8 protein-coding genes and 4 tRNA genes are annotated in these 11978 nt (G+C 59.1%); 4 read left to right on the forward strand and 8 right to left on the reverse strand.

Annotation, left to right across the window (positions count from 1 at the left end; translation table 11 throughout):
• Positions 1 to 197 precede the first annotated feature (197 nt).
• Positions 198 to 1475, forward strand: coding sequence for an MFS transporter (locus EJ997_RS02905; protein WP_126703254.1), 1278 nt, complete (start codon positions 198 to 200; stop codon positions 1473 to 1475).
• A 209-nt stretch (positions 1476 to 1684) separates the two neighbouring features.
• On the opposite strand, the gene EJ997_RS02910 is transcribed toward EJ997_RS02905, so the two are convergent.
• The 8 genes from EJ997_RS02910 to EJ997_RS02945 form a co-directional block, all read right to left on the reverse strand.
• Positions 1685 to 2089 carry a DUF4870 domain-containing protein gene (locus tag EJ997_RS02910; protein WP_206501772.1) on the reverse strand — a complete coding sequence of 135 codons (405 nt, stop codon included), beginning with the start codon at positions 2087 to 2089 and terminating at the stop codon, positions 1685 to 1687.
• A gap of 186 nt (positions 2090 to 2275) precedes the next feature.
• Positions 2276 to 3994, reverse strand: coding sequence for a malto-oligosyltrehalose trehalohydrolase (gene treZ / locus EJ997_RS02915; RefSeq protein WP_126703255.1), 1719 nt, complete (start codon positions 3992 to 3994; stop codon positions 2276 to 2278).
• A gap of 2 nt (positions 3995 to 3996) precedes the next feature.
• A complete protein-coding gene (gene treY, locus EJ997_RS02920; RefSeq protein ID WP_126703256.1) occupies positions 3997 to 6534 on the reverse strand; it encodes a malto-oligosyltrehalose synthase in 2538 nt (845 codons plus the stop codon).
• Positions 6534 to 8915 (reverse strand): glycogen debranching protein GlgX, encoded by a 2382-nt coding sequence (gene glgX, locus EJ997_RS02925; protein WP_126703257.1) that lies wholly within the window; start codon positions 8913 to 8915, stop codon positions 6534 to 6536. The genes treY and glgX overlap by 1 nt, the downstream gene beginning before the upstream one ends.
• 447 nt (positions 8916 to 9362) lie before the next feature.
• Complete coding sequence (locus EJ997_RS02930) at positions 9363 to 9710, reverse strand: SemiSWEET family sugar transporter (RefSeq protein WP_164719744.1); 348 nt, start codon at positions 9708 to 9710, stop codon at positions 9363 to 9365.
• 356 nt (positions 9711 to 10066) lie between these two features.
• The gene (locus EJ997_RS02935; protein WP_206501774.1) at positions 10067 to 10975 is read right to left on the reverse strand and encodes a hypothetical protein; all 909 of its coding nucleotides are present in this window, start codon (positions 10973 to 10975) and stop codon (positions 10067 to 10069) included.
• A gap of 21 nt (positions 10976 to 10996) precedes the next feature.
• Positions 10997 to 11176, reverse strand: coding sequence for a hypothetical protein (locus EJ997_RS02940; protein WP_126703259.1), 180 nt, complete (start codon positions 11174 to 11176; stop codon positions 10997 to 10999).
• Positions 11177 to 11361: 185 nt separating this feature from the next.
• Positions 11362 to 11433 (reverse strand) — tRNA-Val (locus EJ997_RS02945).
• A 176-nt stretch (positions 11434 to 11609) separates the two neighbouring features.
• Between EJ997_RS02945 and EJ997_RS02950 the strand changes: the two genes are divergently transcribed.
• The 3 genes from EJ997_RS02950 to EJ997_RS02960 all read left to right on the forward strand — a co-directional run bounded on the left by EJ997_RS02950 (position 11610) and on the right by EJ997_RS02960 (position 11863).
• A tRNA-Gly gene (locus tag EJ997_RS02950) sits at positions 11610 to 11682 on the forward strand.
• Positions 11683 to 11708: 26 nt separating this feature from the next.
• Positions 11709 to 11779 (forward strand) — tRNA-Cys (locus tag EJ997_RS02955).
• A gap of 9 nt (positions 11780 to 11788) precedes the next feature.
• Positions 11789 to 11863 (forward strand) — tRNA-Val (locus tag EJ997_RS02960).
• The last annotated feature ends 115 nt before the right edge of the window (positions 11864 to 11978 follow it).

Below are 11978 nucleotides of genomic sequence, written 5' to 3' on the forward strand. Positions count from 1 at the left end.
GACTCGTAGCACGCTCTGAGTCACGTGCATTCTCGGTACGCCGGAGCACGTGCCGACACACCTCGGTCATTTATCTCTCCCCGAATAGATGCTGTCGCACACGTTGGGACAGAACGCCGGTCTGACGAGCCGCGTGGTATAACGTCACATGACCGGGCTACCGGTTCCCGAAATGAAACGGAGGCTGCGGCAGGACAATGGCTTTACGGAGTCTCCTTGCGGATACTCGCCCACTGCGTAATCCGCACTTCCGCAGACTGTGGTCAGCGAACATCATCACCGTTATCGGTGCCCAGATGACACTGGTGGCGGTCCCCGCCCAGCTGTATTCCATGACGGGAAGTTCCGCGTACGTTGGACTGTCAGGCGTGTTCGGCCTTGTGCCGCTCCTGATCTTTGGACTGTGGGGCGGTGCCCTTGCCGATGCGTTCGACCGACGAAAGCTCCTCATTGGCACCGTGATCGGCATTATCGTGACCTCGGGCCTGTTCTTTGTATGGACGGCCATGGGCAACACGAATGTCTGGATCGTTCTCTTAACATTCTCCGCGCAGCAGGCCTTCTTCGCAGCCAATCAGCCGGCACGCATAGCGATCCTGCCCGAACTCCTGCCAAACAATCAGCTGCCGGCCGCCAACGCCTTGAATATGACAGTGGTATCCGCCGGCGGCATCGCAGGTCCGCTCGTCGGCGGCGCGCTGATCCCCGTGCTCGGCTTCCAGTGGCTGTACTTCGCTGATGTTTTCTTCCTTCTCCCAACCCTGCTAGCGGTCATTGGTCTACCGTCGCTGGAGCCGGAAGGTGTCGAGAAGGGCAAGGTCGTCGGGTGGCGCTCGATTGTGGAAGGACTTGTTTACCTGGCTGGCCACAAGATTCTGCTCGCCAGCTTCCTCGTGGATCTGGTCGCCATGATCTTTGGGCTCCCGCGGGCACTTTTCCCACAGATCGCCCACGAATCCTTCGGGTCAGAAATGGATGGTGGGCTGGCCTTCGGCATTCTTTACGCCGCCATACCTTTTGGAGCGGCCCTGGGCGGCGTGTTCTCCGGTTGGGTCTCCCGCATACAGCGTCAAGGCCTCGCCGTGATCCTCGCGATCGTTGCGTGGGGCCTGTCAATGACAGGCTTTGGCATAGCCGTCTACTTTGCGACGGGAGCTCCCGACCAATGGCTGTGGATCGGCGCCTTCTTCCTCGTCTTGGGTGGAGCAGCTGACATGGCGTCGGCTGCCTTCCGCCAAACCATGCTGCTGACCGCGGCCAGCGACAACGTGAGGGCACGCCTCCAGGGTGTCTTCTTTGTTGTTGTTTCCGGCGGCCCTCGAATCGCCGATATTGCCCACGGTGCCGCGGCCGTCTATGTCGGGACGGCGGTTGCCACGGGTGGTGGCGGAATCCTTGTTGTGCTTCTCATGCTTCTCTGTGCGCTACTCGTCCCTGCGTTCACCCGCTACCGGGTGGAGGTAACCCCGGACTGACTGCGGTGCGAAGCTCAGCAGATCAGGCCGGTGACCGTATGGATAACCGGGACGAGATCAGTTGCTGAAGTCTCGCATCTCTGAGGGCCAGTCGTACCCTTGCTAACGCCCTGACGAGGGAAATCTTTTTGTGAAACGAAGGATCGTCCCCCACAGTGATGCTGTGAGGGACGATCAGATAGCTTTATTGGCCAAGGTGGGCCTGCGGATCAGCGGAGGATGCCGATCTGGAACGGGTACTTGTAGATCTCTCCGCGGCTGGCTGCGAACGCGGCCTTAATCGGATGCCAGAGGACGAGGATAAAGGCGACGACCCAGAGGACGATCGCAACGGGGATAAGAATGAGCGTGAAGAAGCAAATCCATGCCACAATCGACAGGACAAGCAGGGCCACCGAGTAGTTGAACGAACGGGCTGATGCTGCTCGGACGAGCGTGCTTCGATCCTTGAAGACAAGCCAGATGATAAACGGTCCGAGGAACCCGAGCCAGCCGGCGGAGAAGATCATGGAGGCGGGCGCTGACAGGTGAGCAAGAATCGCCCACGTCCGCGTGTCATCGGAGCCCATTGAGCGATCGTTGTTGTCGTACGAGTTGTACTGGCTGTTTTCCATGTTTCGATTATGCGCTATTAGCCTGCACGGTGGGGAGAATCTTGGTTATCAACGCACATACTGAACGTTAAGTCTCCGCCACCGAGTGGCGGGAGGAGGCCCGGGTGGTACGTACGGCAGTGCCCCGCTCGCAAGTGAACGGGGCACCACTCCTAGCTGCTTTGTTTCTTAATCATGTCTTGGGGATTAATCGAGGATCGCAATGGAATCGGGTTCGAGGGTGATCTCGTTACCCTCGTGGACCGTGCCCCAGGTGGCCAGCACGTTACCGGACGGAACGGGTAGCGACTCGTCCGCGAGGTTGATGACCAGGCGTGCGGCGTTTCGGTGGAGGATGAGCTGACGATCGGAAATCTTCTCAAGACGAGTTGTCGACCTCTCGGGGGATGCGAAGTCGGGGACGGACTTTCGAATCGAGATGGCCTGCTTAATGAAGTCAAGGAACTCGCGGTTCTCTTCGACTTCGGACCAGTCAAGCTTCGAAGACGTGAAGGTCTGAGGGTCCTGCGGATCGGGGACCTCGATCGTTTCACCGTAGATTGCTTCCCAGCCGTGGGAGGAGAACTCTTTGACCCTGCCTTCCGAAACGAGCGGGCCAAGTTCATCGTTGTGGTCCGTGAAGAACGCGAAACGGTTCTTTGTGTTCCACTCTTGGCCCTGGAAGAGCATGGGGGTGAAGGGGGAGAGCAGAACCAGGCAGGTGGAGGCGAGGGCCTCGGTTTCGCTCAGATGCTCCGAGGGCCTGTCGCCGATGGCTCTGTTGCCCACCTGGTCGTGGTCCTGGTCGTAAACGACGAAGGTGTGACCGTTGATATCGTTCGGGACGGGAGCTCCCCATTCCTTCCCACGGAAGGTGGAGGTAATGCCGTCGTGGTAGAAGACTCCGCTGAAAACCTTGGCGAGTGCCTCCGGATCGTCAAAGTCGACATAGTAGCCGTGTCCCTCACCGGTGAAGAAGGCGTGGATGGCGTGGTGAACGTCGTCCGCCCACTGCATGTCCATACCCCAGCCACCCAGGTCTGTCGGGGTGACGACCAGGGGATCGTTCAGGTCGGACTCGGCGATAAGGCGGAGCGGCCGTCCGACCTCGCCGGAGAGCGACTTTGTTGCGTCGGCTAGCTCGGCGAGGATGTGGACGTGAGAGTCGTCGATCATCGCGTGGATCGCATCGAGACGAAGAGCATCGATGTGGAAGTCGGAGAACCAGCGAAGTGCGGAGTACAGCAGGTGCTCGCGTACGCCTTCGTTACCTTCATCGTCAAAGTTGAGGGCAGTTCCCCACGGTGTTTCGTGCTTGCCGGTGAAGTAGGGGCCGAACTCTGCCAGGTAGTTACCATCGGGGCCGAGGTGGTTGTACACAACGTCAAGGCAGACGCCGAGTCCCCTGGTGTGGCAGGCATTGACGAACTCTGCGAGACCTTTGGGGCCTCCGTAGGCTTCGTGCACGGCAGTCCACGAGACCCCGTCGTAGCCCCAGCCCCGAGACCCAGGGAAGGGCGCAACGGGCATGAGTTCCACCATGTCAACACCGAGTTCGACAAGATGATCTAGTGCGGGGATTGCGGAGGCGAAGGTGCCGTCTTCGGTGAATGTCCCCACGTGCATCTCGTAAACCACGGCACCGCGGGCGTCGACTCCCTCATAGAGGTCATCGGTCCAGTTCAGTGTTTCGGTGTCGAAGGCACGGGAGGGGCCGTGAACGCCCCACGGCTGCTCTGCGCTACGCGGATCGGGACGTAGCGGCCCACCGTCGATTGAGAAACCATAGGACGTGCCGTGCTCGATCTCGGGTAGCTCCCAGATACCGTCGGAGCCGGTGAGCGGGATTCTCTCCAGGTCGTCGCCCGGCTTCCAGTCCTTGGTGCCGAGGAGCAGGTCGAGTGTTGTCGCCTTGGGTGCCCACATGGTTAGTCGTTTTCCTTTCGAAGAACGGCAACGGGGAAGGAGGACAGCATGTCGAGGAGAAGAACAGCTCCGCCTTCGTAGACCGTGCCGGTCAGCACATCGGTCCACGTCCCCTCGGGAATCACGACCGTGTGTTCGCCGTAGCCGCCGGTCGCGGCAACGCCCGAATAGTGCCGTTCGGTAATGACGGCGACCTTTGGTTCGTCCTGTTCGGTACGAATGTAGGCGAAGGCATGTCCCGTCGTAACGGGAAGGGGTGCATAGCCGGAGCCTGCGCCGATAAATGCACCCGGGATCTCCTTCCGCAGGCGAAGGATTCGGGATACGACCCAGAGCTTTTCCTTGTCGAGCGTGGAGTGGCTCGGCCTGTCTTGCTCGTCGAGCTCGGCCAGGAGGGGAACGATGTACCTGTAGTCGACGGGCCTGCGGTTGTCAGGGTCAACGAGCGAGTTCTGGAGTACCTCTTCGCCCTGATAGTTGTCGGCAACGCCCAGGACGGTCAGCTGGATCGTCTTGGCGGCAAGCAGAGCGGACCGGACTGCGGGGGCAGTGAGTTCCACGAACTCTGTGAGCTTCTCCGTGGTGTACGGATCGGTGATGAGGTAGCGGGCGTAGAGGAATAGTGCCTTCTCGGCATCCTCGTCGGGCTCTGTCCACGTTGTCCAGGTCTTCTGCTCGCGGGAGGCCTTCTCCAGGTACTGGACGAGCCGCTCGTGCTCGATCGGTCCGTCCGCAGTCCAGGTGCCAAAGATGGTCTGCCAGAGGAGATTCTCAGTACGACCGTCAAGGTTCGCAGGACGCTGTTTCTTCGCGTGCGCACGCAGATCCTCGAGGAGGTGCGACCATTCTGTCGAATACTGGGAGAGAACCGAGATCCGTGCACGCACATCCTCGCCGCGCTTCGTGTCGTGCGTTGTTCCCGCCGTCATCGTCATCGGCCACGACGGCAGGATCTTCTGAACCCAGGCATGGAACTGGTCGGCCGAGTAGGTCGGCATGACAGCGTAGGAGCCGACCTCGCAGCTCGAGGTGAGGAGGGTCCACCGGTACCAGGCGGTGTCCTCCATGCCCTTTGCCATGACCGGGCCACACGTCTGCTGGAACCGGATGATGAGCTCGGCGCGCTGCGCCTCATGGGTGCGGCCAGCGGAACCGATCTCGGCTCCGAGGAGGAGCTCAACAACGATCTCGAGGGTTTCGTGCCGATCCTCGGCTAGGCGTTTCTTGGCACGCTCGGCAGCGTCCCGCAGCGCTTTCTCTGCGACCTGCGAGGGCCGTTCACCGGGAACGACGTAAGCTCGGTACCTGTCCATCTCCAACAGAAGAGCGACGACGGAATCGCGCAGGGCCCGGAACGTGTGGTCGCGGAGCCTGACGTCTTCCTGGCAGAGCTCGGACAAGATGTGTGCGAGACGGTCGACCTCGGTGAAGAGCGAGTCACGAATGATCTCCTCCTTACCCTCCATGATGATGTCCGGCAGGTCTCCCGGGGAGTCACCGGTGATGTCGGTGAGAACCGAACCGAGATTGACGAGCCCGGCGGGGTCGGTTTGGAGGGCCTGGATGCGCCAGGCGGTGTCGTAGCCCGTCGTGCCCGCAATTGGCCAGTCATCGGGAAGCTCCTCGTCGCCGTCAAGGATCTTCTCGGCAGCGACCCAGGCTCCGCCGGTGGCTTCGGAAAGCTGACGGAAGTAGCCGCGCGGATCGGCTAGGCCGTCCGGGTGGTCGATTCGGAAGCCATCAATGTGCCCTTCGTCAAAAAGATGAAGGAGCAGTTCGTGGGTGGCGTCGAAGACCGACTTGTCCTCAACGCGGACAGCGGCGAGCGTGTCGACGTCGAAGAACCGCCGGTAGTTCAGTTCCTCGTTTGCGACCTTCCAGTAGGCCAGCCGGTAGAACTGTCGGTCGACAAGCTCAGCTAGGGGAAGCGATTCGGTCTGATCCCGAACCGGGAAAACATGATCGTAGTAGGTGAGGACGTGCTGTTCGCCTTCGTCCTCGAGGCCCGGAACAACCATGGTTTCGAGATTGAGCTCGCCGTTGGCGAGAACAGCACCGATGCGGGAGCCCAGCATCGGCATGAGCAGGCCCTCGCCGTCCTCTTCGAGTTCGATGTCGAACCAGTCGTGGTATTCAGAGTTCGGTCCGTACTTAAGTACGGACCAGAGCGCCTTGTTCAGATATAGAGGGGTTGGCACCGCCATGTGGTTCGGGACCACGTCGACGATGATTCCCATGCCGAGCTCGTGCGCCTTATCCGTGAACTTCCGGAATGCGGCTTCTCCACCCATCGGTTGCGAGATCGTCGAATGGTCCGTGACGTCATAACCGTGCGTGGAGCCCGGCGCCGCCTGAAGGATAGGCGAACAGTAAACGTCCGTGATCCCCAGATCAGACAGATAGGGGAGGAGCTCACGTGCCTGAGAGAACGTCAGATCGGGGCCCAGTTGAAGGCGGTAGGTTGATACCGGTGCCCGGCGTCCTTCACCGGGCGTATGAGTATGGCTTGGGGCGTATGTTTGGCTGGGCTTCTCGCTCATTACTTGTCCTCCGTCGTAGCTTTTGCCTTGGCGGGCGGGGTGTTGGTTACCGGTGCATCCTCGAGGTTGCCGTCAGCAAGGGGCTCCGCCTCGCTGCCTGCACCGCGTTCCGCGGCGGTAACAGTGTCGTCATCGTCTTTGTCAGTATCAGCCTGCTCTGAATCAGCGGCGCTCTTGGCCTTATTCTCGGTTCCATTTGCCGAGTCGGCTTCTGTCTCAGCGATCTCCTCTGCGGAGGCCGCGGTACGTGCGGAGATCTCTTCCTCGCGCTCCTCCTGGGTGCGTACCAGAATGATGATCGAGCGGCCCTCAACGGTGACGGTCTCACCGGCTTCGAACACGTGAGGATCGGCACCGGGGTCTGCGGTGTTGATAGCTTCGTGCCAGGTCATGCCGTAGTTGGCGCCGGGCAGCGTGAAATCGATTTCGCTCGCATCGGCCGAGATCAGGAGGAGCAGGTCGTCATCTTCGATCTTTTGACCGCGGTGGTTGGGTTCGGGGATCGCGGCACCGTTGAGGTAGATCATGACGGACTTCGCGAACCAGGTGTTCCAGTCTTCGTCCTGCATGCGGCCACCGCTTGGCACGAGCCACTCGATCTCGCCCAGATGGGACTCGCCGCCATGCTCGGAACCGCCCGAGAAGAACCTGCGACGACGAAGCACCGGGTGGTCGGCGCGGAACTCGATCATTTTCTTCGTGAACTCGAGCAGGTCTTCCTGGTTTTCGCTGAGATCCCAGTCAACCCAGGCCAGTTCGTTGTCCTGGCAGTACGTGTTGTTGTTGCCCTTCTGGGTACGTCCCAGTTCGTCACCGTGAGAGATCATGGGAACGCCCTGGGAGATCAGGAGCGTCGTGATGAAGTTGCGGATCTGGCGGAGCCGAAGCTGCTGGATCTTGGGATCATCAGTGGGTCCCTCGGTCCCACAGTTCCAGGAACGGTTGTGGGATTCGCCGTCGTTACCGCCCTCGCCGTTGGCCTCGTTGTGTTTCTCGTTGTAGGAGACCAGGTCCCTCATCGTGAACCCGTCATGTGCGGTCACGAAGTTAATGGAGGCCATGGGGCGGCGGCCCGAGTGCTCGTAAAGATCGGAGGAGCCCGTCAGGCGGGAAGCCAGCTCCGAAAGAACCGAGGGTTCACCCCGCCAGAAGTCGCGAACCGTGTCACGGTACTGTCCGTTCCATTCGGTCCATAGGGGTGGGAACCCGCCGACGTTGTATCCGCCTTCCCCAATGTCCCAGGGCTCGGCGATCAGCTTGACCTGTGAGATCACCGGGTCCTGCTGAATAATGTCGAAAAAGGCTGAAAGCCTATCGACCGCATGCAGTTCACGGGCGAGCGTGGAGGCCAGGTCGAAGCGGAACCCGTCCACATGCATTTCCGTCACCCAGTAGCGGAGCGAATCCATGATGAGTTGCAGGGAGTGCGGGGAGGACATGTTGAGGGAGTTGCCTGTCCCGGTCGTGTCGAAGTAGTGCTCTTCATCGCCGGGAACGAGCCGGTAGTAGGAGGCGTTATCGAGGCCGCGGAAGGACAGGGTGGGGCCCATGTGGTTGCCCTCTGCCGTGTGGTTGTAGACCACGTCGAGGATGACCTCGATGTCTGCTTCGTGGAAAGCCTTCACCATGGCACGGAACTCGTCTACCTGTTCGCCGCGAGTGCCGGCTGACGAGTAGGTGTTCTCGGGCGCGAAGTAACCAATCGTGTTGTAGCCCCAGTAGTTCGACAGTCCGCGCTCTTGGAGATGGGTGTCGTTCACGAACTGGTGCACCGGCATCAGCTCAATCGCGGTCACGCCCAGTTCTGTCAGGTGCTCGATGATCGCGGGATGCGCCAGCCCCTGGTAGGTTCCTCTCATCTCATCCGGGATGTCTGGGTGCTGCATTGTCATTCCCTTGACGTGCGCCTCGTAGATAATCGAGTCGTGGTACTCGTGTCCGGGCGGCCTGTCGTGACCCCAGTCAAAGAACGGGTTGATGACAACGGAGACCATCGTGTGGCCGAGGGAATCTTCTTTGTTCCGCTTCTTTGGGTTGTTGAAATCGTAGGAGAAGATTGCGGAGGTGTTTTCGACGTGCCCGTCGATCGCCTTCGCGTATGGGTCGAGAAGAAGCTTCGTGGGATCGCAGCGGTGACCGTTGTCGGGATCGTAGGGTCCGTGCACGCGATATCCATAGAGCTGTCCGGGTCGTACACCGGGGATGTAGCAGTGCCAGACGAAGGCATCCACCTCGGTGAGCTCGTAGCGCTCTTCATTCTTGTCGTCGTCAAGTAAGCAGAGTTCTACCCGCTCAGCAATAGATGAGTAGATAGCGAAGTTCGTTCCCGCGCCATCAAAAGTAGCACCAAGCGGGTACGGTTTACCAGGCCAAAGTTCCATGTTCCTAGAATGTCATGAACTTGGCCCCGGTGCAGACAGGTTGTGTTGTTGGCGTAGAACTTGACCCATGTGTGAGCCACGCACGGAGCCCCGCGCACCGCTGGACCATGACCGGACATGTGGAGCGCTATGGCAACAAGGACTACAGCGCACCGTAGCGAGGAGTGTGAAGCCTGTTGCAATAAGGGAGATCTGGCCGGTGAGTCTTGTGGAACACGCGGCACCGAAAGTAGCCGGTCAGGTGTCCCCATCAGCGGGCTCCTGGTCGTGACCGGAGGGACGAGAATGCAGCACCGAGCCGGGCTACTGACAGGATTGATACGGTCTGGGTTGCTCGTGGTCGTGCTTCCGTACCCAGCGGATGTGTGTAGGGGCGGACCGCGCTGAGCGTATACCGCCCCGTCAGCGAGCTCACCATGAAGAGGTGACGTGCCAGCTTACAGTGAATCAGGCGAGGATGTTTGGGGTCGTGGATGCAGGGGCCGAGGTGCTGGCCGACATTCCGTCGTCTTTTTGAGCAACCTTCGCGAGCTCGGGCGTGCGGTACTTGAACACCAGAACAATGAGGGTGAGGCCCACGATTGCGGACACTGAGTTCGCAATGATGAGCGGAGTCGTATCGAACGCAATCCCGTACGCGAACCACAGGATGTAGCCAATGAGGAGAATAAACATCCAGCTGAGCGACACCTGCGAGGAATCTCGAGTCTGGAGGATCAACCTGATCTGGAGGACCGGCGCAAGAGCCATGACGAGACCCCAGACGGTGGTTGCGACCGTCAGGAAAGTAGACACAGATCCGCCTAAGAAATGTAGGGAACAGGGGGAGAAACAAGCATCAGTATGAGCCATGTATTCACAAATGGGAAGTAGCTGCTTTGTGGGTGAGATGACCGGCACGTGAACAACAAGTTTCTGGCGCAAAGTTGCGGGAGAAAGCGTCAGCAACAGGCTGAGTCGTCTTCGTGATCGGTCGGCAAATTCCGCGAGGTCCAGCACGAACTCGCCGGAGTGGGCTTTGCGGCGAGGAAGTGGTTTCCGGTGATGCGTGGGGGAGAATCCAGCTGTTTGAAGTGACGAATAAACAGCCCAGCTATAGCGCCTAGAAACTCTGGGCTTTAGCTGGGCATTGCGGGGGAACCCCGGCGGGTCTACATCAGCTCTTTAACTTTGACGAGGTGCTCTCGGACAGCCTTCGTTCGACGCTTCTTACCAAACGTGCGCAGAACCGCAGCCTCAAGTTCGCGATCGCTCATTTCCGGATGTTTGGCTTTAATGAATTTTGCGGCATTGAGAATCTCAATGGGACTGATGTAAAGGAAAAAGCGCCTAACCGTGCTGTCGTTGGGACGGAATTCCGACCACGTGTTTGGGTCCAGGTCGCGCGGCCATACAAAGTTGTCTTCGTCGATGTACAGACCTGCGCGACGGAACTGCCGAACAAGTGATTTCGCACGGCTCTTACTTAGCTTCTTGAGGTCGAATGAACGGGCCGTTAGCCGCGCTAGCCGCTCGACATGCACTGGACCTTCGAACGAGGCGATCTCGTTCACGACCGGACGCACGCTTTCCTTTGAACCAGTTGAGCGAAGATCGTAAAGAACGTCCTTTTCTCCTACTGGAACAACTTCCCAGGGCTCGTATGGGAGTCGCTTGAGCCCGAGTATCTGATCATCAGGATCCTCCGGTGCTTGCTCGAGTACCTCAGGGTCGGGCTCAATCTTGCCCTTTTCGTTTCCGTCGGAAGGATCGTCATCGTAGTCAGTTGTTGGTTCCAGTACCGCGGCCTTCTCAGCTGAATCCTCGGAAACACCCTCTTGCTCGGCGAGCGCGACAAGAGCTTCGCGCCGAATCCGGCGTAACTCGGTTAGGCCCTCGTCATCATTGAAGTACAGGAGCAGTTCAACCGACGCATCGGCGGCACGGTAGGCATCCCGGACGGTAAGAACCTCATTGTGTGCGCTAGCGTTGCGATAGATCTTTAGCTTATTGGCGGTCGAGCTAACGAACCGTGCGCCATTATCAAAGGGATACCCCAAGTCGCCAAGTCGTTGCGACAAAACTCTAGCTGCGCTTGTAGATCACTTGTCCGATATCGGTGCGACCGTTCGCTCCCCTTTTTCCCCATCGAGGATCTCAAGGATCTTTGTCCACGGAAGGCCCCCGAGATATGGCTTTAGCTTGGCGGCAATGATCGGTTCTAGGCGTACGGAAAGGTGATCGAGTGTTTCTTTGACGGACAGTGAGGGCTTGAAATTCATCGTTGAATAACCATGGCTTCTATATTGGTCCTGCTGAGAGTCGAGCATTATCTATCCCTAGCGCTTCTTTGTATGGCCCTTATTCTTGTTATGAATGCTGGCTAAAACTGGCCAAAAGTCCTGTTTCAGGTCCTGGCGCTACCGTCATAGCAAAAACTAAAGCCCCGACATCGTCGGGGCTAGAGTGGGCGATACAGGGTTCGAACCAGTGACCTCCTCGGTGTGAACGAGGCGCTCTACCACTGAGCTAATCGCCCGTGAACCTCTTCGGGTTCGCGATTTGAACCTTATCGAACTTAGTTTGTCCGCGCCAAGTAAACACTCGGTAAAGTGGCTGAAAACTTCGTGATGCTTCCTACACTTTGCCAGTTGGACATTCGGACAGGATCCTGGCTATATTTATTGAGCACCGCCGGGAAGCCGGAAAGGTAACGCGGACGTAGCTCAGTTGGTAGAGCATCACCTTGCCAAGGTGAGGGTCGCGGGTTCGAATCCCGTCGTCCGCTCCGGGAAGCCTGAAAAGGTTTCACACGGTGGGTTGGCCGAGAGGCGAGGCAACGGCCTGCAAAGCCGTGTACACGGGTTCGAATCCCGTACCCACCTCGCAAGCGAGGGCGATTGGCGCAGCGGTAGCGCGCTTCCCTGACACGGAAGAGGTCACTGGTTCGAACCCAGTATCGCCCACCAGACAGGGCCCGAGAGAGATCTCGGGCCCTGAAGTGTTTCCGGAAGCTTTGCGGGCGGTCAGGGTTGGTTGACAACAGAGTGCGCCCCAGCATCCGATAGGTAGACAGCAGGATCT

It is taken from the genome of Flaviflexus ciconiae (assembly GCF_003971195.1).
Classification (GTDB): Bacteria; Actinomycetota; Actinomycetes; order Actinomycetales; family Actinomycetaceae; genus Flaviflexus; species Flaviflexus ciconiae.